Origin of the sequence: Marinospirillum insulare DSM 21763, assembly GCF_000686905.1 — a bacterium.
In the GTDB taxonomy this organism is placed as follows: Bacteria; Pseudomonadota; Gammaproteobacteria; order Pseudomonadales; family Halomonadaceae; genus Marinospirillum; species Marinospirillum insulare.
Map to the genome: position 1 here is coordinate 1 of NZ_JMLW01000017.1, position 24,281 is coordinate 24,281.

Sequence of the window (24,281 nt, forward strand, 5' to 3'; positions counted from 1 at the left end):
ATTGAATGAAAATACAAATGGCTTAATACGTCAATACTGCCCCAAAGGTTCATGCTTTAAGCACTTAGATGATGAGCATTTTGAATTCATTATGCATCGTCTAAATAACCCACCTAGGAAAACACTTGGAATGAAAACACCAAATGAAGTATTGTTTGAAGAATTACAGGCTGTTGCACTAGCAAGTTGAATCCAAGATTAAATAAAGAGTATATTTTTTTAAGCAGGCGGAATAAAAAACCTTCTTTTTTATTTTCTGTAAAATCTCTAGGCATCGATTCAATGATGCCAACCACATTGTGACCGGAGTTTATTAAAGGCAATAAAAGTCTGGATAAGCCTTGAGTGATTAAAATGATTTTCATAATTCTGGTTAATTTCACCTAAACAGTAAGTGGTACTTTACGTTTCTTTAATGACTGTTCTACGCTTTCATGCCATAACTTTATAGTTTTAGTTGCTTCTGCATTATCATCTAAACAAATCTTTAAAGTACCGCGTTGGTAAGAAAAATCGGTATCTTTAAGTTCCCAATCTAAAACTCTAATGGGTCTTCTGTGCTCTATCCAGCTTAAATCTGTTTCATCATTGGCGACTGTGTAAGCGCCACCTATCACTTGTACTAAGGCGATGAGTTGCTTACCTGTTTTTATTGCAACAATATCATTTACTTGCATACGGTTGTTAAAGTCATCAATTGTGCCCTGCCCTGCTGACCATTGACCCACACCGATAATTTTGTTGTGTTCTAAAATTGCATGTACCCGTTCGATTGCAAAATTTTTATCATCTGGGTGCATTTGCATGTGCCAGTATTGCATTTTAATTTACCTGTTTAGATAAAATTAATTTAACTTTTTTGCATTCCCACTTGCAAAGTTAAATGTCATAAAAAAATTGACAATAAACAATAAAGAGTAAGCTAATGAATAAAAAATCAAAGCAACTTTTTCACTTGCATATAAATAACCTATAAAAAATGCTGCACTTGTTGTAACTAAAAGTATAACCTGCCAAATTAAATCTAGTTTTTGTTTCTCTGCAATCATAAACATTGCACTTAAGGGGCTTGTTATAAATCTTAGTAAAAATACTGGAGTTAAAATCTGTGCGTACTCTCCAGCAATACGCCATTTCTCACCAAAAATTAATGCGAATAAGTCAGGAGCAATAAAGAAAAATGCAACACTAGGTAATATAGAAATAAATAGTAATCTTTTAAAAGTACCTAAATAAACATCTTTGCAGTTACCAGTATTCACATAGGCATAGCTTGCTTCTTGTCTAAACACATCACCTATAGCATTTGCTACCAGTGTCATAGGTGCTGCCATAACTCTTTGGGTTAACATGAAAAATCCTGCAGCAGCACTGTTAAATAATGCGCTAAGAAGAAAGGTTGGCATTTGCCCTGAAGCTGTATTGAAGCCATGTGCAACGATAAGAAATTTTGGAAAATTAATGTACTTTTTGGCTAGTGCAATAACACGTAATTTTTTGATTGTTGAAATGTGTTCTTTGTCTTCTTTATAAATTAAACCACCTAAGACGGCAGTTGATAATGTCTGTCCAATAAGCTGTCCACCAACAAGCCCTGAAGTACCAATGTTATTAAGAGCACCAGCTAATTGTGCAGCACCAGTACCCGAACTTTGCACTACTCTGCTTATTGCTAGTCTTCTGTAGTGTGATTTACGGTTACTCCAGTAGTTTAAGCTTTGATATACGCCCATTAAAAAAGTAGATGCAGGTACCCAATATAACCAGATAGATAATTCTGGCACACCCATGATAGCAATTAGCTGACCATTAAAAGCAATTACTACTATTAAAATAATTATACTTACCAAAAAACTTAATATTATCGATAACGCTACTAAACTCATTGCATCTCTATCTTTTTTTGGCAATAAAATTGCCATTTCATAACGACCTGTCACTAAAACAGTTAATATTGATGCAATCGCCATATATAGTGCAAAAACACCGAACTCTTCTGGGCTGTATATTCGTGTAAGAATTGGGCTAATAGCTATCGGGATTGCCTGCGCTAGACCTGTACCTGTCATTAGAGTTAGTACATTTTTTGCATAAGCACTTTTAGGTAAAAATCTTTTAATCACTGTGTATCGCTTTTTTAATTAGCTGCTTCGATTGTTTGGCGTACTCGACAGCACCTACCTCATTTATGTGGTGCTCATCTAAATACATAAGGTTCTGTTTATAAATAGGCGCTTGTTTAAAAAATTCTAATTCACTTAAAGCTAGGTAGTTACTTTTATTTGCAGTTTTTGATATTTCTTTCAAAAGCTGGTTGGTTCGTAGGTAGTCTTTGTCCAAACCTGCTTTTGTGCCTATACCTAAATGAGCAAACCTTTGGTTACGCAAAGGGTGGCGATTGAGTAGAGGTTCTTGGCTAATAATGTACTTTTGCGCTTGGGGTGCTTCTTTTTTCAGGAAGTTTGTAAGTGCTTGATTAAATGCTTGGCTTTGCATGTGCCAATTCCAACTTGCCGCTAAAAAAATCGTATCTGCTTTATTTAGGTATTTCTTAGCTTCTTCTATTTGATTTAAGCAGGGTTGGTGTGCCCATTCTGCAATACGTTGGTAGTTAAATTCTGGAATAGTTACGCAGCTGCTGGCGGTAATTATTCGTGCTTTAAAGCCGAGTTCTTTTCCTAGGTAATCAAAGAAGTGGTTGAGCATGGCGGCGTGAGAGTCGCCTAGAACGAGCACTTCTTTATCGCTGTTTAAATCTCCTTTTAGGCAATCGCCTATTATTTTGCCGTGGCAAATTGTTTTGGGGTCTGCATAACGGGTGTATTCCACCGGTAAAGGCTCTGGTGTGTAGTGGGCGTTAATCTTTTTCATGCCTACTGCTGTGGCTAGCAGCAGCAGGGTTAGGCTGGCGTAGCCTAGTAGTTGTTTGTTGCTACGTTTTAGTCTTAGTGGTGTTTCTATCCAGTAAAAACTGGCGGTTGCTAGGGCTAGGGTTAGCATTATAAACGCTAGGCTGTATTGCCAGCTGAGTATTTCTGCGCCTGTGTAGTAGCGCATAAAGGCGAGTACAGGCCAGTGCCATAGGTAGAGCGAGTAGGATAAGGCGCCTATCCAGACTAGGGTTTTGTTTGCTAGTAATTGTGTTAGCCGATTGTTGGCGTTGAGTAAAATAATAAGGGCTGCGCCAAGTGTGGGTAGTAAGCCTGCTATGCCTGGGAAATGCCCTGTGAATTTGGGTAGTGTTAATGCAAAAGCAATTAAGCTCACTGCTAGCAAGGTTAACCATAGCTTTTGACTACCCCCCCCCGCAACCTGATTACTTTTACCTATTAGCAGGGCGACCCATGCACCTAAAAAGAAAGCCGGTAAACGGGCAACAAGGCTGTAATAGGTTGCCTGTTGGTTGCCTGCAATGCGCAGTTGGTATTCTGCATAGGCGGTTAAGCTGATAATGCTTAGGGGTAATATCCAGCTAAGTAAGCGCTTGGGTAGCAGTAAAAATATAAACGGGGCGATAAGGTAAAACTGTATTTCTATTGCCAGTGACCAAGTATGCAGCAAGGGTTGTTCGTGGTTGGCTGGGGCGAAGTAGTCACCGAAATTTGCAAAGTAGTTGTTGCTGTTAAAGTAGGCGGCTTTTTTTAACCCGTCTCTGTAGGTGGAAAAATCTGCCGGCAAAAACAATACGGCTGCGATTAAGCTTATGGCTATTAGCGTGGTGTAATAAGCGGGTGCAATTCTCTTGATGCGACTGCTGTAAAAGTAGCTGAGGGTTGGAAGCAGCTTGTATTCAGATTTGCTTTTTTTATGCAGTAAAATGCTGCTGATTAAAAAGCCTGAAATAACTAGGAAAATATCTACACCTATAAAGCCACCCGGCAACCAAGCCGGGTTGAGGTGGAAGATTATTACTGCTAGTACAGCAATGGCGCGAAGGCCTTGAATGTCTGGGCGGAAGGTCATGTTTTAAGGTTCAGTTAGTTAGGCACGAAAGTAAAAGCTAAGAGCATAAAAGCGTTTTTGCCACAGAAGAACACGGAAAATCACGGAATGGTTAAATAGCTAAAAAAGATTGGTTACGGAGAGTACTTCAGTTAAGAGTTTGTTAACTGCTTGATATCAAACTGCTCATGTTTGAGGATGTTTTCAATCTGCTGTTCTGTTAGTCCGTTTTCTAGCATGTTTCGTCTTAGGCTTTCAATGCGTAAGTTAAAGCGCTGCTTGGCTTGGTGTACGCCATCCAGTACGAACTGTGCATCTAGGTCGCTTTCGATGCGGTAAAAACGCACATTTGAAACACAGGCATAAAACCAGTCATGGGTTGCGGTAAGTTCTTGCAGGGCGATGGTTCCGTGTGCCTCGCTTATGCCTTCTTCACCTAAGTAAACGCTACCCTGTATTCGGTTGAAGCCGTGCTTACCTAGTGTGTTGGCAATATCATAATAAGCATTATTCCAGTTGTTGCCGTGGTAGTTTTCTTTTAGGCAGTTGGTGTCCATATCAAAGGTTATTAGGTACTTGCTCATGGGTTATTCCTGGGTTTGCCACTAAATCCACTAAAAACACGAAAAAAAGCTAAGAGCATAAAAGCGTTTTGGCCACAGAAGGACACGGAAAAACACGGAATAGATCATAGCTAAGGGCAACTTTACCACTTACAGCATTTAAAGAACGGGCTGAAAGGGTGAGCGCAGCGAGTAAAACCACTGAAGGCACGAAAAAAAGAGCGAAAAGCATAAAAAGCTGGCTGGCTACGGAAGTACTCTAAAACAATAGTTTAAATTAGATTATTTTGTTTTAACGCGATACAGGGGTACTCGGATTGGTTTTATACCTAAGCGCATGCAGGTGGATTGCACATACTCGCGCCAATAAGGCCACACATGGTAACCCACATGGTTTTCTGAAAATGCTTCTAGTGCTGCTTTTTCTAGTTGTTTTTCTGTGCGGTACAGAGCGTTAAAAACTGCCTGTATTTCAATAAGTGGTGTTTCTTTACTGTCCACATCTACAAGGCGCACGCCGGCTTTGTAGAAAAAATTGTATTCCAACCAATCAGACTCGCCTTCTTGCAGGTGGTGGGTTTGAATTTTTTCTACCCCGTGGATTACTTGAACTTCTAGCTTTTTATTTTTTATATCTAATGGGGCAATTTCATCTGCAAAATTGATGTTTGTGTTTCGCAGCCTAACTTCTTGAATTGCTAATGATTTTATTGCTTGTTCAAGTATATCAGGCATTAGGCTGCCTCCCACGCGCTGAGGTTACGGCAATCAATCACATTTGACTCTAGAATCACTGGGTTAGGCGTTAAGTCTTCTATAACTTCTATTTGCCAAGTGTCTTTTGCATATTTGATTGTTTTTTCTACACTAGATGTCTCTTGCTGTGCTGTGGCTGTATCTGGCAATAACTCGATTTTTGGCTGAATACCTAGCGCAAAACAAATGTCTGCTAGTGAGGCTAAAGTCATATTTCTTGAACCACTAAGCAGTTGTGAAACGTAAGCACGTGATTTTTTTAAACGGCGTGCTAATTCGACCTTAGTAATTGCTAGGTCTTCCATTTGCACTAGTAGGTCTTCTGTTACGTTATAAATTAAATCTTCCCGTGCATAAGCACAGGCTTCATCTTGAGTAAATGAGTGGTCTTTACTGTAAAAAAGTTCTTTAGCGCTCATTTCCACCTACCTCTATTCGTGTCCAGTTTTCGGCCACCTTTGTTTCATCACGTTTTTTTAGTTTTTGATAGTCTTTGTAAACATAGTGGCTGATAAACCAAGTGTTGGGATGGCTATCTGACTGCCAGCAATAACCCCTGATTGGTAACCTTTTAAATGCAAAGAAATAACCAGCAGAGGAGCCATCTATTCTTTTGGGTAACTCGCCTTCTCTTGGGAAGTTCTCGCGACTCATCCGGTGGCCATCTGCCAAACGCTGTATCTGTTGCACCATGCCACGTTTTAAAGCTGTGCCTTTGTGTGTTTCAACATGAGTTAAAGATTGGTGAAAGCTTTCAAGCGCGCCTAAGCAGTGTACAACCCTGTACTTTGCGCCTTGAAACTCAACTTTGACATCCGTACTCATTGGCAAAACCTTGTTAATATATATATTAGCAGAACAGTTGCTTCAACACATCAAGAACTGGTAAAAAAGCAAACCTTGCGCATTTGGGTAGGGATTAGGGGCTAAAAATTGGTTCGCCACTAAATCCACTAAAGTCACGAAAAAAGACTAAAAGCATAAAAGCCTTTTGGCCACAGAAGGACACGGAAAACGCGGAGCAAGCTTAGCTGCTTTTTTCTGTAAGTTGTTCTAGTTGGGTTAGCCATTGATTAAAACCCGCACAGGCTTTTCGTAGCTTTTTAATGCCGATTCTTACCATTCTGGCCGTCCTCCCACTAGGTTTTTCATCCATATATCACCCATGCCATAGTCTTCGAGCCAGACTTGAAGCTGTTCTTCTTCAAGTCGTTCAAAGGTGGAAACGCCCTTCTTTTGGTCAGCGACGATAAAGTCTTGTGGTTTAAAGAAGTTGGCGAAGGTGACTGATTGTGTGGAGCAAATTACTTGCGAGGTTTTAGCGGTGACTTGGATTATTTCGGCTAAAACTTCAAGGGCGGCTGGATGTAGGCCTAGCTCTGGTTCGTCTAAAATAATGGTATTGGGTCTTAAATAATCAGGCTGTAAGAACAAGGTGCTAAGGCATATAAAACGTGCCGTGCCATCGGATAACTGATTGGCTGAAAAGGGTGCGTCGTGTTCTTTATGTGTCCATCTTAGTAGTATTGTTTCATCGCCTTTTTTGCCCTGCGGCACTAGATGAAAATCATGGAAGAAAGGTGCAACAGTTTGTATAGCTGCCAGTATTTCTTGATAGTTTTCAGGCCAATGCTCTTTCAGATAATGCAGATAGGGCGCTAGATTAGCCGCATCGTTTTGCAAAAACGTACTGGCGCTAATGCTTTGTGCTTGCTTAAAGGCGGCTGAGGCGCTGGTATCGTGAAAGTGGTAGACGCGGCATTTATTTAAGTATTCTCGCGTGTACTTTTTTACATTTATGCTATCTGCTTCCCCATCTGGCAGTAAGCCGCTCTCTCCAAGCTTACCTTTAATATAGAAGTTTTTGTTTGAGCCAGTAAAAGTGCAGTATTCCTGCTCAAAAACGAGTGCATCATTGGCTTCGCCGTGTATAAAATCTGCGTGATAGCCATTTTCACCTACATCAAGTGTGATGCTGATGGCTTTAGTATTTTTAGCGCCAAAATGAAAGAAAGTGTTGGCAAAGCCATTTTGCTCAACATGGGTTTGCAGTTTGCCTTCGGACAGGTGGCGTAAAAAAGAGAATAAGGAGATGAAATTAGACTTACCCGAGCCATTGGCCCCGATCAAAATATTGATAGAGTTCATTTTTAAGTCCAAGGATGCAATGGATTTAAAGCCACTGATTTGAACGCGTTTTAAATGGGACTTGGGGGTGGTCATGGTGCTTCTATTCTCTGTGCTGCTTTAAAGTACGGCTGTGAGTCTATTCAGGCAGGCGCATGGATAAGGTTACTGGTAGTAAATTCATACGCTGTGCTTGGAGCACAACTGCGCTTAACTATTTTGAGCTAGCTGTATTGTTTGTAACACTACTTTGGGTAGGTGCATGCGGTTTGTTTGGTTGGTGAGTAGTTCTCGCCAGTAGGGCCAAATGTGGTAGCTGACATTATTTTTTGCAAAGGCGTCAATTTCTTTTTTGCTTAAGGTTTCGGTCATTTTATATTCAGCAATAAAGTCTGCTTCTATCAATGCTTTTACTTCTTCCGCTTCTGAATCAAACCACCGTACCCCTAAAGATACGCTTACTTTAAGTATTTTTTCGTCATCAACCTGCATTAATTGCGACTTTTCAACTAAATGCATGGTTTGTATTTTATATGTATTTAACTTTGGGTCGTATTTAGGTTCAAAATCACCTAGGCATTCTGCTGTTAGCTTGTGCAGGTAGATGTCTTGAATTTTTAAGCTATCTTTTGCCTTTTGCATTTTTAATATCCGTAAGCTTGGGTTTGACTGCTTTTAGATGCATAGCAATAGGTATCAATTGTTTTAGCGGTTTGTACACCTAGCTCGGTAATAGTGCTAGCAAAACTGTTTATATATTTTTTTGCTTTAGGATTACTCTCACCTTTCTTCTTTAATATTTCTAGCGTGTCTGGTCGCTTTAGCGCTATTCGCATTAGGTTATCCATTGCTTCAGACTGCATAACATCATCATTTTCATATTTGCTGAAGGCTTTGGGACCACCACCAAATAGCTTTGCAGCTTCATCTTGGTCTAGGTTTAATTTTTTTCTTAGGGCCTGTACTTCTTTGCCAGTTAGTAAACCTTCTGCTTGTTTTTTTGCGGCTATGCTTGCTCTTTTGTTTTGACGTGCTTGCTCTTTTGTTAATTGTTCTACTTCACAGCAATCACATATGCTGTGTTTGGTTTGTACACTTATTAACTTGTTTTTGTAGGTAATTTGGATTTCTTCCTGCTCTTCTCGCAGGTTGCCCTCTTCACATAATGGGCAGTGCTTTGGATTTTTTTTCATGGTGTTTGCCCCTCTTTACTATCTTGATAAGTGGCAGGAAATAACTAAAACCAAGCTGCCATTTTTATGTATAGCAAATTTAAAATAATATTCACATTTTAAAGTTGTAAGTCTATACACATCGCAAGCGGCACAGGCTTTTTCACTTAATTTTGCCCATTCTGAACCTAGGTAGTTACCTGGTTTTTTTATTGCTTGCTTAAGGTGTTGTGCAACATCGCTCTTGTCCCAACTTAAGCTTGCTGTATCGCGTCTTGAACTTTTTGTGGCTAAATTTATTGCATTTTCTGCATTTTTGCTAAGTAGCTTGCTAACTTTTGTAAGGCAGTAGAGTGGCCCTTTAGAAATTTTTCTGGAACGACCTTCTAGCTTTTCTGGTGTGAAGCCTTCCTGATATTGGCTTAAGATTTTAACACTTACCATAATGGTACTCCAGAATTTTCTTTCTATGCCTAATCTTGCTTACAGGACTTCAACTAAAGCTTGCACTATTTTCTGCTGGTCTTCTTCTGTCATGTAGGGGTGCATCGGCAAACTCATTACTTTTTCTGCAATTGCATCACCCACGGGTAGCTGTACGTTTTTATCTTCTACCGCTGGTTGTTTGTTGAGGGGTATTGGGTAGTGAACTGCGGTGGGTATGCCGGCTTCTTTTAGCTTGGCTTGTACTTGGTCGCGGTTTTCTACTTGAATGGTGTATTGGGCGTAAACGCTGGTGTTGTGTGGTTCGATGAATGGGGTGATTATTTCGCCACTAAATCCACGAAAAGCACGAAAGTTTTCTTTGCCCTGGTTTTCATTTTTAGTGGGTTTGGTGGATTTCGTGGCTAACAGCTCTAAGTATCTTTGGGCGACTTGTTGGCGTAGTTTTGTTTCTTCGGTGAAGATTTCTAATTTGGGTAATAAAATCGCGGCTTGTAGGGTGTCTAGGCGGCTGTTTACGCCCACGCGTATGTGGTGGTAGCGGCGGTCTTGGCCGTGGCGGGCTATTTGTCTTAGTACTTTGGCTAATTCATCATCATTGGTAAAGATAGCGCCGCCATCGCCATAGCAGCCTAGGGGTTTGCTGGGGAAGAAGCTGGTACAGGCAACGGTGCTTAGGTTGCACGATTGTTTGCCTTTGTAGGTGGCACCAAAGCTTTGGGCTGCGTCTTCTATAACGGGTAGGCCGTGTTTATTGGCTAGGGCGTTAATGGCATCCATGTCTGCGCATTGGCCGTAGAGAGATACAGGAATAATGGCTTTGGTTTTGGGTGTTATGGCTGCTTCTAGTTTTGCAGGGTCTAGGTTGTAGGTTTTAGGGCATACATCAACGTAAACAGGCTTAGCACCCAGTAGCGCGACTGTTTCTGCGGTAGCTATGTAGGTAAAGCCGGGGGTGATAACTTCGTCACCTGGGCCGATGCCAAAAGCCATTTGCGCGATTTGTAAAGCATCGGTGCCATTGGCAACGCTGATGCAGTGTTTAGTGCCGGTGAAAGCAGCGAGCTTTTCTTCTAACTCGGTGACTTCAGGGCCAAGAATATATTGGCCATGGGCTAGAACTTTTTGAATGTTGGAGTCGATTTTGTCTTTGATACGCGCTTGTTGAGCGGCCAAGTCGATAAATTGCATTTTAAATCTCTTTATTATTTGCCACGAAAAACACGAAAAAACACGAAAAATAAAAGCTAAAAGACTAGTCTTTTGATTGTGGCTTTTGGGTGGGTGAAGTTGATTAGTAAGCCTACTTTTATGCCTGTTGCTTTGAGGTAGTTGATAAGTTGCGGTTCTGCGGTTACTGGCAAAACTTGTTGTGCTTTAAGTTCTAATAAAACGCGATTTTCAACAATTATATCAGCACGGTATTCGCCAACAATCTCACCTTTATAAAAAACATCTATTCCTTGTTCAGATGCAGCATTAAGCCCTACCAGTTTTAACTCTGCTAGCAATGCTTTTTGATACACCTGCTCTAAAAATCCGGCACCTAAGGTGCGGTAAACCTCGAAGACCGCACCTTGAATTTTATATACCAAATCCTTTTCGTACATATAAGTCCTTTTTTGCCACGAAACCCACTAAAAAGCACGAAGGTTGAAGGCTTATAGTGGTGGTGTGGTGGTTCTTTATTTGTTTAGCCGCGAAATCCATTAAATGTACGGAAAAATATACTGTGATGAATTTAGTGTGTTTTTGTGGATTTCGTGGCTAAATCAGTTTTTAGTGACTAGACCGTTTTCTAAGGTGTAAATGGTGTCGGTGTGTTGGCATTTTGTTTGGGCGTTGCCGGTTAGTGGTAGGTCTAGTTGTTCGCCGTATTGGCTCATCCAGCCGATTTGTTTTGCCGGTACGCCAACCATTAGGGCGTAGGCGGGTACGTCTTTGTTGATTACTGCGCCAGCACCGACAAAAGCATATTCACCAATAGTTACACCACAAACGATGGTGCAGTTAGCACCGAGGGTTGCGCCTTTTTTAACGATTGTGTCGAGATATTGGTCTTTGCGTTCGATCAGTGAGCGGGGGTTGTAGACGTTGGTGAAGACCATGCTTGGGCCGCAAAACACGCCTTCTTCTAGGTGAACATTGTCATACACTGATACGTTGTTTTGAATTTTACACTGGTCGCCAATGGTAACCTTATTGCCGACAAATACGTTTTGACCAAGGGAAACACCCTTACCGATTTTTGCACCACCGCAAACGTGGACAAAATGCCAAACACGGCTGCCCTCGCCTATTTGAGCGCCTTCATCGACGATTGCTGTTTCATGTTTTTGATAGTTCATAGATCAAAACCTTTTTTGTTTTTTTGCCACGAAATCCACGAAACCCACAAAAACAAACAATAATCTATAAGTTTCGTGTTTTTAGTGGATTTCGTGGCTCATCTAGCTTTCGCTTTTGCTTTCACTTCTGTGCTTTTAGTGGGTTTCGTGGCTTATGAATGTTTTTTAACTTTAGCGAGTAGTGGATGGGGGTTGGTTGGGTTTTCTATTAGTTTGGCTTGGCGCATGACATCGACGGTTTTTATAGCTGCGCGGTTGTCTTCTACGCCGTAGCCTTTACCTTCTAGTATGCGCTGGTAGCTTTGGGTGTGTAGGTCGGTAAAACCACCAGAAAACTCGAGTTCTTCGCCTTCTATATCGATACTGCGGTAGGTGGATTTTTCACCATGTACGGCATTGTCTGGCAGGTGGTTGGCATCTATGGATAAAAACCAGCGCACGTTGGCACGTTCGTATTGTAAGTAGCCGCTGGAGGTTTTTTCATCTCGGTAATGCACTTCGTTGTGGGTGATTTCACCGAATATAAAGTGCAGCATGTCGTAAAAATGCACACCGATATTGGTGGCAACACCGCCGGACTTTTCATCAAAGCCTTTCCATGATTTTAAGTACCATTTACCGCGTGAAGTTAGGTAGGTTAGGTCAACATCAAATACTTTGTCTTGGGGTGCTGCTTGTACTTTATCGCGCAGGGCAATAATGGATGGGTGCAAGCGCAGCTGTAAAATTGAGTTTACTTTAGCGCCGTATTCTTTTTCATAGCGGTTAAGAGTGTCTAGGTCTGCTGTGTTAAGCACTAGGGGTTTTTCACAAATTACGTCTATGCCGTTTTGTAAGGCAAATTTCATGTGTGGAAGGTGTAGATAGTTTGGTGAGCAGATAGCGATGTAATCGAGTTTTTGGCCTTGGAGTTTTAGGTCTTCTACATAACCTGAGAACTCTTCAAATTCAGTAAAAAACTCAGCGTCGGGGAAGTGGCTATCCATGATGCCAACTGAGTCGTTGATATCCATAGCGACAAGTAGATTGTTGCCGGTTTCTTTAATGGCTTTTAAATGGCGGGGGGCAATGTAGCCAGCAGCGCCGATTAGAGCGAAGTTTTTCATTTAGAACCTTTTTGTTTGCCACGAAATCCACGGAAAAACACGAAAGTTAAAAGCAAAACTTTTAAAGATTTTTATTGAGCTTCTGTTTTTTTGTGTCTTTGGTGGTTTTTGTGGCCTATTAAACCTGATTTAAGCTTTGATGATGTGTGCAGCGGGGTCACGGTATATGCCGCGGGTGTCGATGATGAGCTTGGCGTGTTGCTTGATTAGATCGTAATCAAAACCGTCGTGGTTGGTGGTTAATACCACTGCATCGTAACTGGCTAGGCTTTCGGCGGTTAAGGCAACGCTGTTTAAGTCAAATGTGTGTGCGCGCATTTTCGGGAATACCGGTACGTGCGGGTCACTATAAGCGACAGCTGCGCCTTTAGCACGTATCAGCTCCATCACTTCCACCGATGGAGACTCGCGCATATCGTCGACGTTCTTTTTGTAGGCAATACCCAGCACCAATACTTTGCTGCCTTTAACAGCTTTACCGCTATTGTTTAGGCCATCCATGAGTTTATTCATTACATATTCAGGCATGGCTTTATTGACTTCACCTGATAATTCTATAAAACGGGTATGTAAGCCGTATTCACGGGCTTTCCAGGTGAGGTAGAAGGGGTCGATGGGAATGCAGTGTCCACCTAAGCCTGGGCCAGGATAGTAGGCAGTAAAACCAAACGGCTTGGTGGCTGCAGCGTCAATCACTTCAAAAATATCTATGCCCATGCGGTCAGCAACAATTTTCATTTCGTTCACTAAGCCGATGTTCACGGCGCGGTGGATGTTTTCTAGTAGCTTAGTCATTTCTGCTGCTTTGGTAGAGCTTACGCTAACGACTTCATCGATAGCTTGTTCGTAAAGGGCAATACCTGCTTCTAAACAACTAGGGGTGTGGCCGCCTATTACTTTAGGAATGGTACGGGTTTCAAAGTCTGGGTTGCCTGGGTCTTCACGTTCTGGTGAATAGACTAAGAAGATGTTTTCACCTACTTTTAAACCACCTTCTTCTACTCTGGGTAACAGTTCTTCTTCTGTAGTGCCTGGGTAGGTGGTGCTTTCTAGTGAAATTACTTGCCCTGCGCGCAAATACGGCTTAAGCGAGTTCATTGTGTTAATGACATAGCTTAAATCCGGTTCACGGTATTTGTTTAGTGGTGTAGGTACACAGAGAATTAGTGCATCACACTCACTCACGCGAGAAAAGTCTGTACTAGCCTGAAAACCTGACTGCACTGCCTCTTTAATTTTTACGTTAGGAATGTGTTCAATATCACTGACACCCGCATTTAAATCGGCAACCTTTTTTTCATTAATATCAATACCAAGCACTTTAAAACCAATGCTGTTATAACGAAGCATTAGGGGTAAGCCTACATAACCAAGGCCAACTATGCCTATAAGCCCTTGCTGGTTTTTTAATCGCTGAATTAGGTTTTCTTGTGGAGTCATATTTAAACTTTTAATGGTGAGTGTTTGATTTAAGTGGATTTTTTTGTTGCTTTGACGGGCTGAAGCCCGACCTACTGTCACTGCGGGAAGCGTAGCGACGTGGCAGTCTTTGGATTACTTCACTTGCCCTAAGCGTTCTCTTTGGTAGCTGCCGTCTTGTACTCTTTGGCACCATTTTGTGTTGTCTAAATACCATTGAATGGTTTTTTTAAGGCCGGTTTCAAAGGTTTCTTCGGGGGTCCAGCCGAGTTCAGTTTGCATTTTTGTAGAGTCGATGGCGTAACGGCGGTCGTGGCCAGGGCGATCGGCAACGTGGGTGATGAGTGATTTGTAGCTGGAAGCGGTATCGTCACTGCGAGGCTGTAAGCCGTGGCAGTCTGTGGATTGCTTCGCTACGCTCGCAATGACGGAAGAATCACCCGCAATAACGGGAGGTACTAGCTCGTCTAGTATTTCGCAGATGGTTTTTACCACTTCTATGTTTTGTAGTTCGTTATGGCCGCCTATGTTGTAGGTTTCGCCATTTTTGCCTTTTTCTAATACTAGGCAGAGGGCGCGGGCGTGGTCTTTTACATAAAGCCAATCGCGAATTTGATCACCCGCTCCGTAGATGGGTAGTTGCTTTCCTTCTAGTGCGTTGAGTAGCACCAGTGGAATGAGTTTTTCTGGAAACTGGTAAGGGCCGTAGTTGTTGGAGCAGTTGGTGATAACTATAGGAAAGCCATAGGTACGGTGCCAAGCGCGGACTAGGTGGTCACTGCTGGCTTTACTGGCTGAGTAGGGTGAGCTTGGTTCGTAAGCAGTGGTTTCGGTGAATAGTGGTAGTTCGTCACTGCGAGGCTGCAAGCCGTGGCAGTCTATGGATTGCTTCGTTTCACTCGCAATGACGGGGGAATCACCTGCAATGACGGGCTCATCATTTGGATGCGGAAGGTCACCATACACTTCATCGGTGGATACATGATGGAAGCGAAAAGCTTTTTTACGTTCTTCTGGCAGTTGGTTCCAGTAAGCTCTGGCGACTTCTAGCAGGGTGTAGGTGCCGACTATGTTGGTGTGAATAAACTCTGCTGGGCCATCAATGGAGCGGTCGACATGGCTTTCTGCTGCTAGGTGCATTACGGCATCGGGTTGGTGCTGTTGAAATACTCTTTCTAATTCGGCGGTATCGCAAATATCCACCTGTTCAAATGCATAGCGTGGGTCGTCACTTACTTCTAGCAGGCTCTCTAAATTACCTGCGTAGGTAAGTTTATCTAGGTTGATAACGCTGTTTTGGGTGTTTTGGATAAGGTGGCGAATAACAGCAGAGCCGATAAAGCCTGCACCGCCGGTGACTAGAATTTTCATGGTATTCCTGAATCAGGCACGCTACCGCCCTGAGGTTTTGGGCCGATCCTCGGGGCGGTGTTGCTTAGATAGGGTTGCTTTGTTTAGTAAAATCAGTGGTTAGTGTTTATTCAGCTTCTTCTTTTAAGCTTTGGCGTACTTGGCTGGCAAACTCTGCAAAAAAGGCTGCCATAATACCTAATATTCCACCTAGTACTATACCTAAAGCTAAAACGAGTGAGCCGCTTAGCTTTTTGAGTTTTGCTCTTTCATCTTGTGCTGAAAGCTGAATTAGCTTGCCTTCTTTTAATTCAATAAGCGCATCTTCTAATTCAAACAGCCTTTGTGTTTGGGTAGCTATCTGCTGTTCTTGCGCTGTAGATTGATTGCTGTTTTTAGCTAAGTCTTCTAACAAGCTTTTAATTAGGGTTATTTGCTTAGTTAACTTGGTTGTTTCACGCTTAAATGCTGCATCTTGGTCTGCCGTTACTTCATTTAAAAGTGCTTGATGTAGCTGTTTAGCTTCATCTTTTTCAGTTTCTAACACAACAGATTTTAAAAGAATAAGGTTAGTACCACTAGGGTTAGTTACTTCGAATGTAAAAGGTAGTTCACCAAAGCCTTTTAGTCCTTTTTCTTGCACATAATTGCGGCGATAACTAGGCCAGTGCATGCTGTTAATTTTTTCTAACACGCTGCTTGTGGTTTCTAGCTTTTCTGCTGAGTTTTTTTCTGCTAGTTCATAAATACTTATGTAGTTATAAGCTGGGCCTGTTCGGTTAGCTAAGGCAAAAGCTAGGGCTAGGGCTACTACTACAAAACCTGTACCTATAACCCACCAGCGGCGTTTTATTAGGGTTTTGGCTAGGTCAACTAAGGAGATTTCATCATCATAGTGTTGATGCTGTTGGAATTGTGCATCACGAATTTGCGGGGTGTTCATAAAGGTTGCTGTACCTAAAACAATTACTTTTATAAAAAAGAGCACACTTAGTAGTGTGCTCTAGTTTTCCTAGTGTGAAACGCTTGGCTTAGAACTTTTCTTCAAACCCAAGGCTGAAAGCTACATAGCGGGGTATGTCACTGTCGTCAAAGCTTGAAGTGTCAGGTGATACCGCTAAATCGAGGTGCATGATACCATAGAAAGTAGCCCCTGCGTGAATTTTGCTTAGTTCGCTGCCTTTCATGTTTTGGCTGTAGCCAGCGCGTAGACCAGGAATCCAAGCTGTTTTTGGGTAATAGCCAGCGGATAGGTGTAGGTTTTGGAATTCATCACCTACAAAGTTAGTAGCTGTGCCTAGGGTGTAGGAACCTTGCAGCATCCAGTTGCGGCTTTTGCTGAAATAAGCACCTTCGATTACTGCGTGGCGTGTGAGAGTGACTGAATCCGCCACTTTGGTTTTGCCAGCTGTTTGTAGCCCGTAAAGTGCGTCTAGGGTTTCACTATCGTAACTGTCGTTGGCATCTAACACTTTGCTTAGGTCTGGGTAATCAAAGCTGGGTTCGTTTAGGTTGTAGAAGGTAATACCTGCTTGGTAGTTATCTGCATGCCATAAAAAACCTAAATCTAAACCAACACCCATAGTGGTTTCTGTGTTGTCTAGGAAGTCTTCGGTTAGGTTGTCGCTCGCGCTGCTGTCGTCATTGCTATTGGCTTCTGCTTGTAGGGATACAAACTTACGGCCTGCTTCTACGTTATAGAGGTTTAAGCGCACACCTGTTTCTAGTTGACCATGCTCATCGTTAAGTTCTAACCACTCGGTTAGGTTAGTACCGTAACCTAAGCCAAAGTGGGCCACTACTGCGGCTTTAACATCTAAACCAGAGTTGGTGGTGAAAGAATAGTCAGTATCACCATCAACAATATCGTTTACATTAATCTTTATTTCTTCTATAGCAGCTATATTTTGTGGCGTTAAAATACCTGAACCCTGAAGAATGGTTTTAATATCATCGATATCCCCCGTATTATTTATTCCAGATGTAACCTTAGCCTTAATATCGTTATATGCAGCAGCCGCTGTTGCCATATCAATATCAATAGCACCCAAGCTGTTACCACTAGCGTCTTTAAAAGTAGTTCTTACACCAAATTTATCACCTAAAAATGCACTTTTTATTTGGGTGCTGGCTGAAGCATTTAGGCTGAAGGTTCCGCGGGCTGATGAACTACGCAATAAAAAAGGCGTTAGAGGAACTTGCAGCTGACCACCTGCTCGGAATTGACCGCCTTTTTCTAAGTCTGGAATTATTGTAGTGTTAAACTCTTTAGCGATGGCTTCGTAATAATCTGCTTCACTATTACCCAGGTTTCCATAGCGATGTACTAAATAAGCTTTTCCACCAACATTGAAATCATCTATTGCATCTAGGTCATCAACCATCGCATCAACTTTTTTATCTAGGTCGTCTGACTCCCCTATTTCTACATAGCCACCCAGGTTACTTAAATAACCAAAGCGCATTTTTTCTTCTTTTTTGAGTAGTAGATTATTACCGGCTGGGTTAAAGCTGCTGGAGTGTATGCTGCCTTCATTAACAACGCCGCCAATCGTGCCTGCATAACCGGCTGTGTTAAGTGATTGATTGGCAGTAGCGGTGAAAGGTAGCGCTAGTGCTGCTACCGCTAGGGCAATGCGTGTGGGTTTAAGTAGTGTTTTCATAATAGTTCCTCGGCGGTAGCCTGTATTTTTCTATTTAAATATCTTGCTTTTTTTGTGTACTACCGGTTTAGTTTACATGTATTTTGGATGCATCTGCTAGCTGATTTTGTAGTTTATCTAAGAATTCCTTAGGCAAGCTAGCGGTTACTTCGGCGATCCAGTGGTTTTTATTTAACCATGCTTGTAATTTTACGGCATCTTTAGCGGTCATTACGACTGGTGTTTTGTTACCAGCTTTTGGTTCGTAAAACTTTAAGTGTTCTTGGGTTAGTTGTGCATGGTCTGCCAGTGGGTAGCCCTTTACCTTTAAACCTAGCTGGCTGAGCTGGTTAAAAAATCTTTGTGGGTTGCCTATACCCGCTATCGCATTAACGGCTTGCCCTGCTGTAAAAGGGCAGTCTTTTTGCCAGTGGCCGTCTCCCCTGCGCCAGCCTGAAAATTCTAATTGATAGGTGTGTAATGTGTTTTTTAAATTCAGTTGGCTAGCCTCTTGAATTTTTTCGCCCTGCATAATAACCCAATCAACTTTATTTAATCTTTCGACTGGTTCACGTAATGGTCCTAGAGGTAAACAATGGCCATTGCCAAAACCTCGGGCTGCATCAACGACCACTATTTCTATATCTCTGGCGAGTTTTAGATGTTGTAGGCCATCGTCGGCAATAATTAAATCGCAGCCTTCTTCTTTAACTAGCAGGTTGGCAGCGGCAGCGCGGTTAGGGTCTACGGCCACGGGCAGCTGGGTTTGCTGCGCCAGCATTAGCGGTTCGTCACCCACTTCTTGTGGATTGCTGTAGGTGGTTACGCGTTGCGGGTAATGTTTGGCTTTGCCGCCATAGCCACGGCTGACGATACCCGGCTGATAACCTAGGTTTTTAAAATGCTTGGCTAGAGCTGCCACTAGGGGGGATTTGCCGCTACCGCCCACATTGATATTGCCGACCACAATAACCGGTACACCTAGGTGAACGGCTGTTTTTTTGCCGCTTAGGTAGGCTTGTTGGTTTTTATTGAAGAGTTTGAGGTAAAGTTTTTCTAAGGGTGCTAGCCATTTTAAGCCGCCTGGGGTGGCGGCATACCAGTTTTTTTCTACCCAGGTTTGCAGTTTATTCATGCTCGGGCTGTATTTGTTCATGAAATTGCAGCTGGTGAAGTTGCGCATAAGCACCGTTAAGGGCTAAGAGTTCTTGGTGGTTGCCCTCTTCGACTATTTGGCCTTGGTCTATCACTAAAATGCGGTCGGCCTGTTCTATGGTAGATAAACGGTGAGCTATCACAAAACTGGTGCGCCCTTGCATGACTTCTTCTAGGGCTTGTTGTATGAAGCGTTCCGACTCGGTATCTAGTGCTGAGGTGGCTTCATCAAGTATTAAAATAGGCGCGTCTTTCATAATCGCGCGAGCTATGGCTATGCGCTGACGCTGACCACCGGAAAGTAACACGCCGTTATCACCAACTAGGGTATTAAGGCCTTCGGGTAGTTTTTCAGCAAAGTCCATAACAAAGGCAGCTTTGGCGGCGGCTTCTATGGCTTTAGGGTCAGGGTCTTTTATTCCATAAGCTATGTTGGCGGCTAGGGTGTCATTAAATAGAGTAACTTGTTGGGTTACTAGGGCAATTTGTTCTCTTAGGCTGGCTAGGGTTAGCTCGGTAATGGGAAGGCCATCGAGTTGAATTTCGCCTTGGGTAGCATTGTAAAAACGTGGAATAAGGTTAGCTAGGGTCGATTTACCACCACCTGACCGGCCGACTAGGGCAATCATTTCGCCTGGCTTGGCAGTAAAGTTAACTTGGTTAAGTGCTAGGGGTTTGTCTTGGGCATATTGAAAACTCACCTTTTTAAAACTGACTTCACCTTGGGCTCGCTCTAGGGTTTTGGTGCCTTTATCTTCTTCTTCTGGCGCATCTAGGTAGGTGAATACATCCATAGCAGCGGCTAGGCCTTGTTGAATGGTGTTGTTAATTTCGGTGAGTTGGCGCAGGGGTTTGGCCATTAAAGAGGCAGCGGTTAAAAAGGCGATAAATTCACCTGGGGTCATTTCGCCCATTAAATCGGGTGAGAGCGCCAGCCAAACTAGAATACCTAAAGCAATCGCCACAATGGTTTGTACCACGGGTGTGTTAATAGCTTTGGTAAGGGCCATTTTCATGGCTTGGGCGCGGTTGTATTCACTGGCTTTTAAAAAGCGTTGGTATTCAAATTCGGTACCGCCAAAGCTGCGCACCACACGATAGCCTTGCAGGGTTTCTGAGGCAACGTGGGTCACATCGCCCATGGAGTTTTGAATACGGTGGCTTAATCGACGAAAGCGTTTGCTGGCGTAGCTAACTACCAGGCCGATAACCGGCGATACAGCAACAAAAACCAGGGCTAGTTTCCAATTCACCCATAAAAGATAGCCCATTAAGCCGACCACAAATAAGCCTTCGCGCACCAATACGGTAATGGCATTAGTGGCTGCACCGGTGACTTGTTCTACGTTGAAGGTCAGGCGTGAAACTAGGTGGCCAGATGAATGCTTATCGTAAAAACCGGCGGGTAGCACTAAAAAGCGTTTGAATAGGTCTAGGCGCAAGTAGTGAATAAGCTGCCTTGCAACGTAGGTCATAAAGTAGGTACCAAAGAAAGTACCCACGCCACGCAGGGCAAAAATACCCACGACCAGTAACGGAAAGAACAGCCGTTTTTCTGTCATGCCATCTTGTATGGAGTCGACTAGCAGCTTCATTACTTGTGCAAAAGCAGTGCTAGAGGCTGCGTAAAGAGCATAACCCAGCACACTGAGTATAAAGGCCGGCCAGTAGGGGCGAACGTAAGAGAGTAAACGTAAATAGGCGTTTAGGCCTGTAGGTGCTTGTTTGCTTGTTTGGGTTTGATTCATTTCTATTATTTTAGCTCTAGGGGCTGAGTGGCTATTCTAACCTTTTCAATGCCTAAACGTCTTGCTAGGTCTAGGGCAGAAACTATATTTTGATGATGGGTGGTATTTTCGGCTTGAATGAGCAGAGCTTGAATGGCTTCTGGGTTGTTTTGTAGCTGTTCGTTTAGCTGGGCTTCAAGTGTTTCTAGGCTGGTTGGGGTTTGCTCGTTAAACAGAATACTACCATCGGCATACAGGCTTAATACGCTTATTTCTGGCAAGGCTTCTGGTTGGGTTTCTGCAGTGCTGGCTGTGGGTAGTTGTAAATTAAGTGCTTGGTCGGGTAAGCGGGTGCTAACCATAAAAAAGATTAATAGCAAAAACACCACGTCTATTAGTGGTGTGATGTTTACATCGGCAGCTTCTAAGGGTTGACGCTTAAATTGCATAGTTATTGGGGCTCAAATTAAAAAAGACCATACCTATTGATTAGCATCTAACAGGGTGTTGGGTAAATGGCCCTTGTTTACTAGTACCGTATTAACGACTAGCGGTGAAACCAAAAAATGCTCTGCTGCTTCGCTAATGGCTTCATCATCGGGTTCTAGCGTATCTAAGCGTTCTATTAAGGCTGTATAAGGGCAAAGTAATTCTTGCGCAAATGCTCTTTGGTATTTTTGGCGGTAGGTTTTACCTATTGTGCAAACCAGTGTTTCTGCAGAGGCAGTTTTTGCTTGAGTGTTAGTCGTATAAAGGTAGTCGCCTATAATTCTGGCTAGCATAAACCTTTGTGCAAGCGGCCTAGATTTACCTAACATTAGTTTGGCTGTTTTATTGGCATCAGTTTGTGCAGCTGCGATGCTTACTTCATTGGTGCTTAATTCTTGCCATAGCTTTTTACTTGCACTTAACCGTTCTGCTAGCTGTTCATTGGATAAATAGTCACTAGCTATACCCCATGCGTTACGCAGTTGTTGTGCTGCTTTTTGTCCTGCTTCCCAAGGTTGTAGGTTTTGATCACTACTGGTGCTGTTTATTTTGGTGTTTTCAAAGTTAATTAAACTCTTGCTTTGAGTTAACTGGTTTTTAACTTCTTCAAGAACTTCCAAGGTTTTATTTTTTTCTGCTTGGGCTATTTCATTCACTGCTAAATGGCCCAGCTGGTTTTCAGCTTCTAGTAGTTGACTGAGGTAATTTGGTTCGCTTTCATTTTGATCAAAACCTAATTGTGCTTCTAGCTGACGGTAACGAAAGTTGCTGGTTTGAGCTAAGTCTTCTTTTAGGTCTGCCCAAGCTTGGTGTAAGTCAGTCTTGTTTATGCCTTTAGAATTAAGTTGCTCTAATGTTTGTTCAATAAGTTTAAAAACAGCCTCTTCAAATTGATGAGCTGTAATTTTACCTGAGTAGGCTTCTAGGTAACGTATTCCACCTAAGTTGTCTTGGTGTAGTTGATGCTGCAAATAAATAGACTGGGTATCTGATGTAAAGGTGATATCTGGCCAGTAATAACCTTGGCCTACTGCACCTAAGCTATGGCTCATTTCCCAATCTAGCTTTTGCATTGCTGTGGTATTAGCTGGCAGGGCTGCTTCCCAGCGTAAACGCCACCAGTTTACGGCAAACCACAAGGCTAGTGGGTAGCTACTAACGTTAATACCTTCTTGTATAAAACGCTTTTCTAGTAGGTCTTCATGGCGAAATAAAGAGGTGTTGTTTGCTAAAAGGCTAAGCTCTGCAAAGGTTGCTAACTCTTCAGTGGGTAGTTGGGGCTGGCTTGTGTGCCATTTAATAGAAAACTGCATACTTAAACCTCTTTAGAAGCTTGTAAGCATCTTGATAATATTATTTGGTATAAAGGGTCTGCTTTTCCAAGTGGATAACCGTGGTAGGTACCTTTCTCTTGGTTGTCTAGCTGAGTTTCCACTGGTTCTTGTTTATCCGTAATCCACCAAACATTTTGTGGCCAACCATTGCGCTCTTGAGCACTGACCATTCCCTTTAATACTCCTTGGCTAAGTAAGCTTTGTGCTGTTTTTTTGTTGAATAAATTGATGCTATCACACAATGTTTTGTTTGGATGCGGTTTGCTTGGCGGTATTAAGCCAAAATCACCTGGGTTTTTCTTATGCAGTGGACTACCCACGTATTTTACACAGCTGGCAAGAGCTTGGCAGTTTGCTAGGTCGGGTTGAGGTGCCAGTTTTCTTTTTAGGTTGTAAGTCTTTTTTTGAAAGCTCATAAAACCACCTGCTATGAAGTAAAATACGAGTAATTATAGAGTTAAGGGTTGACGCTTAAATTGCATAGTTCTGCGCCTGGTGCGAGTTGGTCGAGTGTTTTTTGGGCTTGGGTTTCTAGGATAACCACTAGATCCCCTACTCTTCTTATAAAGTAGCGGTGCATAACCACGCTAGGTATTGCGATGCTTAAGCCTGTGGCGGTGGTGATAAGTGCTAGGGAGATACCGCCAGCTAGTTGTTGGGCATTGCCTGCGGCTAGGTCTAGCTGTTGGAAAACATCGATCATACCAACTACTGTGCCTAGCAAACCTAGCAAGGGGGTAATGCTGGCGATGGTACCTAGTGGGCTAAGGTGTTTTTCTAGTTGGTGTACTTGATGAGCACCAGCGGCTTGCATGGCTTCACGGATTCTTTGTGCGCCTTGGTTTTGGCGGCTAATTCCTGCATCTTTTATGGCTTGCAGGGCTGTGGGTAGTACACGTTTAGCACGCAATACCCAAAGGCGCTCTAGGATTATGGCTAGGGCTAGAATGGAGCTAAGTAATAAAGGCAGCATTAACCAACCGCCAGCTTGTATAAATTCAAACACTTGAGTCGCCTTGGTGAAAAGTAAAAAAGTAGTTTAGCAGTTACAAGCCACGGATTACACGGATGAAAATCGGATAAACCCAAAAGCAAAAGATTGCTAAAAGCAACATTTTGTCGCAAAATACTTTTATACTTATTTTCAAAGTTAGATAAAGGTAAAAGCTATGGCGGTTAGCGTAAGATTAAATAATGAATTTGTTAGCATTGCTAGGGTTCATGCAGAAGCGGAAAGTCGGTCTCTACCTAAGCAAATAGAGTACTGGGCAAAAATTGGTCAAATAATGATAGACAATCCTGACCTACCTTACGAGTTTGTGCGTGAATCATTATTGGCAGCGGAAGAAGTTAAGCAGGGGTTAAGCAAACCTTATGTTAGAAGAACAAAAAAAGATTGATGTCTATGCATCTCGACGGTTTGAGAAGGTACTTAGCAAACTGCCAGAAGCCTTGCTTAAACTTGTTGAAGATGAAATTGAAGAAATTATTAAAAATCCTAAGGTTGGTGAGCAGAAAAAAGGCGACTTAGCTTACCTTAGAGTTCATAAGTTTAAGCTTAACCAGCAATTGGCACTATTAGGTTACTCTTGGGTGGAAGATAAATTAGAAATTTATTTGCTTCAATTTGGTTCACATGAAAACTTCTACAAGGAAGTCAAAAGCCAACGCAAAGTTGATGGTAAGTTAATCCGTGGCTAAAACAGT

Annotated in this window: 28 protein-coding genes; 3 read left to right on the forward strand and 25 right to left on the reverse strand. The window is 42.5% G+C overall.

The window, feature by feature from the left end:
* A partial coding sequence (locus BP27_RS17245; protein WP_027851132.1) for a hypothetical protein occupies positions 1 to 190 on the forward strand: 190 nt, incomplete at its 5' end.
* 193 nt (positions 191 to 383) lie between these two features.
* On the opposite strand, the gene BP27_RS0108175 is transcribed toward BP27_RS17245, so the two are convergent.
* The 25 genes from BP27_RS0108175 to BP27_RS0108300 all read right to left on the reverse strand — a co-directional run bounded on the left by BP27_RS0108175 (position 384) and on the right by BP27_RS0108300 (position 23,580).
* Positions 384 to 821, reverse strand: a complete 438-nt coding sequence (locus tag BP27_RS0108175) for a hypothetical protein (protein WP_027851133.1) — start codon at positions 819 to 821, stop codon at positions 384 to 386.
* A gap of 24 nt (positions 822 to 845) precedes the next feature.
* Positions 846 to 2,123 (reverse strand): lipopolysaccharide biosynthesis protein, encoded by a 1,278-nt coding sequence (locus tag BP27_RS0108180; protein WP_027851134.1) that lies wholly within the window; start codon positions 2,121 to 2,123, stop codon positions 846 to 848.
* Entirely contained in the window at positions 2,116 to 3,963 is a 1,848-nt protein-coding gene (locus tag BP27_RS0108185; RefSeq protein WP_027851135.1) for an acyltransferase family protein, read from the reverse strand. The genes BP27_RS0108180 and BP27_RS0108185 overlap by 8 nt, the downstream gene beginning before the upstream one ends.
* 131 nt (positions 3,964 to 4,094) lie before the next feature.
* A complete protein-coding gene (locus BP27_RS0108190; protein ID WP_027851136.1) occupies positions 4,095 to 4,526 on the reverse strand; it encodes a virulence-associated protein VapD in 432 nt (143 codons plus the stop codon).
* Positions 4,527 to 4,787: 261 nt separating this feature from the next.
* Complete coding sequence (locus BP27_RS16750; protein ID WP_027851137.1) at positions 4,788 to 5,240, reverse strand: hypothetical protein; 453 nt, start codon at positions 5,238 to 5,240, stop codon at positions 4,788 to 4,790.
* Complete coding sequence (locus BP27_RS16755) at positions 5,240 to 5,680, reverse strand: helix-turn-helix domain-containing protein (RefSeq protein WP_051610464.1); 441 nt, start codon at positions 5,678 to 5,680, stop codon at positions 5,240 to 5,242. Before BP27_RS16755 ends, BP27_RS16750 begins: the two co-directional genes overlap by 1 nt.
* Positions 5,670 to 6,086, reverse strand: coding sequence for a hypothetical protein (locus tag BP27_RS0108205; protein WP_051610465.1), 417 nt, complete (start codon positions 6,084 to 6,086; stop codon positions 5,670 to 5,672). Before BP27_RS0108205 ends, BP27_RS16755 begins: the two co-directional genes overlap by 11 nt.
* Before the next feature lie 291 nt (positions 6,087 to 6,377).
* A complete protein-coding gene (locus BP27_RS0108215) occupies positions 6,378 to 7,484 on the reverse strand; it encodes an AAA family ATPase (protein ID WP_027851139.1) in 1,107 nt (368 codons plus the stop codon).
* 114 nt (positions 7,485 to 7,598) lie between these two features.
* Positions 7,599 to 8,030, reverse strand: coding sequence for a protein-export chaperone SecB (locus tag BP27_RS0108220; protein ID WP_036239817.1), 432 nt, complete (start codon positions 8,028 to 8,030; stop codon positions 7,599 to 7,601).
* Positions 8,031 to 8,032: 2 nt separating this feature from the next.
* Positions 8,033 to 8,581, reverse strand: coding sequence for a type II toxin-antitoxin system MqsA family antitoxin (locus BP27_RS0108225; protein ID WP_027851141.1), 549 nt, complete (start codon positions 8,579 to 8,581; stop codon positions 8,033 to 8,035).
* Positions 8,582 to 8,599: 18 nt separating this feature from the next.
* Positions 8,600 to 9,004, reverse strand: a complete 405-nt coding sequence (locus BP27_RS15725; protein ID WP_036239819.1) for a hypothetical protein — start codon at positions 9,002 to 9,004, stop codon at positions 8,600 to 8,602.
* Between the two features lie 39 nt (positions 9,005 to 9,043).
* Positions 9,044 to 10,195 carry a DegT/DnrJ/EryC1/StrS family aminotransferase gene (locus BP27_RS0108235; RefSeq protein ID WP_027851142.1) on the reverse strand — a complete coding sequence of 384 codons (1,152 nt, stop codon included), beginning with the start codon at positions 10,193 to 10,195 and terminating at the stop codon, positions 9,044 to 9,046.
* A gap of 56 nt (positions 10,196 to 10,251) precedes the next feature.
* A complete protein-coding gene (locus BP27_RS0108240) occupies positions 10,252 to 10,614 on the reverse strand; it encodes a GxxExxY protein (protein ID WP_027851143.1) in 363 nt (120 codons plus the stop codon).
* A gap of 162 nt (positions 10,615 to 10,776) precedes the next feature.
* Positions 10,777 to 11,352 (reverse strand): acyltransferase, encoded by a 576-nt coding sequence (locus tag BP27_RS0108245; RefSeq protein WP_027851144.1) that lies wholly within the window; start codon positions 11,350 to 11,352, stop codon positions 10,777 to 10,779.
* A 152-nt stretch (positions 11,353 to 11,504) separates the two neighbouring features.
* Entirely contained in the window at positions 11,505 to 12,458 is a 954-nt protein-coding gene (locus BP27_RS0108250) for a Gfo/Idh/MocA family protein (RefSeq protein ID WP_027851145.1), read from the reverse strand.
* Positions 12,459 to 12,587: 129 nt separating this feature from the next.
* Complete coding sequence (gene wbpA, locus BP27_RS0108255) at positions 12,588 to 13,898, reverse strand: UDP-N-acetyl-D-glucosamine 6-dehydrogenase (RefSeq protein ID WP_027851146.1); 1,311 nt, start codon at positions 13,896 to 13,898, stop codon at positions 12,588 to 12,590.
* A gap of 114 nt (positions 13,899 to 14,012) precedes the next feature.
* The gene (locus BP27_RS0108260) at positions 14,013 to 15,248 is read right to left on the reverse strand and encodes a GDP-mannose 4,6-dehydratase (protein WP_027851147.1); all 1,236 of its coding nucleotides are present in this window, start codon (positions 15,246 to 15,248) and stop codon (positions 14,013 to 14,015) included.
* Between the two features lie 106 nt (positions 15,249 to 15,354).
* Complete coding sequence (locus BP27_RS0108265; RefSeq protein ID WP_150112036.1) at positions 15,355 to 16,170, reverse strand: hypothetical protein; 816 nt, start codon at positions 16,168 to 16,170, stop codon at positions 15,355 to 15,357.
* A gap of 88 nt (positions 16,171 to 16,258) precedes the next feature.
* Positions 16,259 to 17,890 (reverse strand): conjugal transfer protein TraF, encoded by a 1,632-nt coding sequence (traF, locus tag BP27_RS0108270; RefSeq protein WP_027851149.1) that lies wholly within the window; start codon positions 17,888 to 17,890, stop codon positions 16,259 to 16,261.
* Between the two features lie 67 nt (positions 17,891 to 17,957).
* A complete protein-coding gene (lpxK, locus tag BP27_RS0108275) occupies positions 17,958 to 19,004 on the reverse strand; it encodes a tetraacyldisaccharide 4'-kinase (RefSeq protein ID WP_027851150.1) in 1,047 nt (348 codons plus the stop codon).
* Positions 18,997 to 20,772 (reverse strand): lipid A export permease/ATP-binding protein MsbA, encoded by a 1,776-nt coding sequence (gene msbA, locus BP27_RS0108280; protein WP_027851151.1) that lies wholly within the window; start codon positions 20,770 to 20,772, stop codon positions 18,997 to 18,999. Before msbA ends, lpxK begins: the two co-directional genes overlap by 8 nt.
* A gap of 5 nt (positions 20,773 to 20,777) precedes the next feature.
* Entirely contained in the window at positions 20,778 to 21,200 is a 423-nt protein-coding gene (locus BP27_RS0108285) for an ExbD/TolR family protein (protein WP_027851152.1), read from the reverse strand.
* 33 nt (positions 21,201 to 21,233) lie between these two features.
* The gene (locus BP27_RS0108290) at positions 21,234 to 22,553 is read right to left on the reverse strand and encodes a hypothetical protein (RefSeq protein ID WP_027851153.1); all 1,320 of its coding nucleotides are present in this window, start codon (positions 22,551 to 22,553) and stop codon (positions 21,234 to 21,236) included.
* Between the two features lie 2 nt (positions 22,554 to 22,555).
* Positions 22,556 to 22,990: a hypothetical protein gene (locus BP27_RS0108295; RefSeq protein WP_027851154.1), complete on the reverse strand. Its 435-nt coding sequence runs from the start codon at positions 22,988 to 22,990 to the stop codon at positions 22,556 to 22,558.
* Positions 22,991 to 23,031: 41 nt separating this feature from the next.
* Positions 23,032 to 23,580: a MotA/TolQ/ExbB proton channel family protein gene (locus BP27_RS0108300; protein ID WP_027851155.1), complete on the reverse strand. Its 549-nt coding sequence runs from the start codon at positions 23,578 to 23,580 to the stop codon at positions 23,032 to 23,034.
* A gap of 163 nt (positions 23,581 to 23,743) precedes the next feature.
* On the opposite strand from BP27_RS0108300, the gene BP27_RS0108305 reads away from it, so the two are divergent.
* Together BP27_RS0108305 and BP27_RS0108310 are read left to right on the forward strand one after the other, a co-directional pair.
* On the forward strand, positions 23,744 to 23,974 hold the full coding sequence (locus tag BP27_RS0108305; protein WP_027851156.1) for a TA system antitoxin ParD family protein: 231 nt from the start codon (positions 23,744 to 23,746) through the stop codon (positions 23,972 to 23,974).
* Entirely contained in the window at positions 23,949 to 24,275 is a 327-nt protein-coding gene (locus BP27_RS0108310) for a type II toxin-antitoxin system RelE/ParE family toxin (protein WP_027851157.1), read from the forward strand. The genes BP27_RS0108305 and BP27_RS0108310 overlap by 26 nt, the downstream gene beginning before the upstream one ends.
* The last annotated feature ends 6 nt before the right edge of the window (positions 24,276 to 24,281 follow it).

Excerpts from the sequence above, each read along its gene's own strand:
- BP27_RS0108175 (WP_027851133.1), bottom strand. The coding sequence starts at position 821 with ATGCAATACTGGCACATGCAAATGCACCCAGATGATAAAAATTTTGCA.
- BP27_RS0108185 (WP_027851135.1), bottom strand. The coding sequence starts at position 3,963 with ATGACCTTCCGCCCAGACATTCAAGGCCTTCGCGCCATTGCTGTACTA.
- BP27_RS0108190 (WP_027851136.1), bottom strand. The coding sequence starts at position 4,526 with ATGAGCAAGTACCTAATAACCTTTGATATGGACACCAACTGCCTAAAA.
- BP27_RS16750 (WP_027851137.1), bottom strand. The coding sequence starts at position 5,240 with ATGCCTGATATACTTGAACAAGCAATAAAATCATTAGCAATTCAAGAA.
- BP27_RS16755 (WP_051610464.1), bottom strand. The coding sequence starts at position 5,680 with ATGAGCGCTAAAGAACTTTTTTACAGTAAAGACCACTCATTTACTCAA.
- BP27_RS0108205 (WP_051610465.1), bottom strand. The coding sequence starts at position 6,086 with ATGAGTACGGATGTCAAAGTTGAGTTTCAAGGCGCAAAGTACAGGGTT.
- BP27_RS0108215 (WP_027851139.1), bottom strand. The coding sequence starts at position 7,484 with ATGACCACCCCCAAGTCCCATTTAAAACGCGTTCAAATCAGTGGCTTT.
- BP27_RS0108220 (WP_036239817.1), bottom strand. The coding sequence starts at position 8,030 with ATGCAAAAGGCAAAAGATAGCTTAAAAATTCAAGACATCTACCTGCAC.
- BP27_RS0108225 (WP_027851141.1), bottom strand. The coding sequence starts at position 8,581 with ATGAAAAAAAATCCAAAGCACTGCCCATTATGTGAAGAGGGCAACCTG.
- BP27_RS15725 (WP_036239819.1), bottom strand. The coding sequence starts at position 9,004 with ATGGTAAGTGTTAAAATCTTAAGCCAATATCAGGAAGGCTTCACACCA.
- BP27_RS0108235 (WP_027851142.1), bottom strand. The coding sequence starts at position 10,195 with ATGCAATTTATCGACTTGGCCGCTCAACAAGCGCGTATCAAAGACAAA.
- BP27_RS0108240 (WP_027851143.1), bottom strand. The coding sequence starts at position 10,614 with ATGTACGAAAAGGATTTGGTATATAAAATTCAAGGTGCGGTCTTCGAG.
- BP27_RS0108245 (WP_027851144.1), bottom strand. The coding sequence starts at position 11,352 with ATGAACTATCAAAAACATGAAACAGCAATCGTCGATGAAGGCGCTCAA.
- BP27_RS0108250 (WP_027851145.1), bottom strand. The coding sequence starts at position 12,458 with ATGAAAAACTTCGCTCTAATCGGCGCTGCTGGCTACATTGCCCCCCGC.
- wbpA (WP_027851146.1), bottom strand. The coding sequence starts at position 13,898 with ATGACTCCACAAGAAAACCTAATTCAGCGATTAAAAAACCAGCAAGGG.
- BP27_RS0108260 (WP_027851147.1), bottom strand. The coding sequence starts at position 15,248 with ATGAAAATTCTAGTCACCGGCGGTGCAGGCTTTATCGGCTCTGCTGTT.
- BP27_RS0108265 (WP_150112036.1), bottom strand. The coding sequence starts at position 16,170 with ATGAACACCCCGCAAATTCGTGATGCACAATTCCAACAGCATCAACAC.
- traF (WP_027851149.1), bottom strand. The coding sequence starts at position 17,890 with ATGAAAACACTACTTAAACCCACACGCATTGCCCTAGCGGTAGCAGCA.
- lpxK (WP_027851150.1), bottom strand. The coding sequence starts at position 19,004 with ATGAATAAACTGCAAACCTGGGTAGAAAAAAACTGGTATGCCGCCACC.
- msbA (WP_027851151.1), bottom strand. The coding sequence starts at position 20,772 with ATGAATCAAACCCAAACAAGCAAACAAGCACCTACAGGCCTAAACGCC.
- BP27_RS0108285 (WP_027851152.1), bottom strand. The coding sequence starts at position 21,200 with ATGCAATTTAAGCGTCAACCCTTAGAAGCTGCCGATGTAAACATCACA.
- BP27_RS0108290 (WP_027851153.1), bottom strand. The coding sequence starts at position 22,553 with ATGCAGTTTTCTATTAAATGGCACACAAGCCAGCCCCAACTACCCACT.
- BP27_RS0108295 (WP_027851154.1), bottom strand. The coding sequence starts at position 22,990 with ATGAGCTTTCAAAAAAAGACTTACAACCTAAAAAGAAAACTGGCACCT.
- BP27_RS0108305 (WP_027851156.1), top strand. The coding sequence starts at position 23,744 with ATGGCGGTTAGCGTAAGATTAAATAATGAATTTGTTAGCATTGCTAGG.
- BP27_RS0108310 (WP_027851157.1), top strand. The coding sequence starts at position 23,949 with ATGTTAGAAGAACAAAAAAAGATTGATGTCTATGCATCTCGACGGTTT.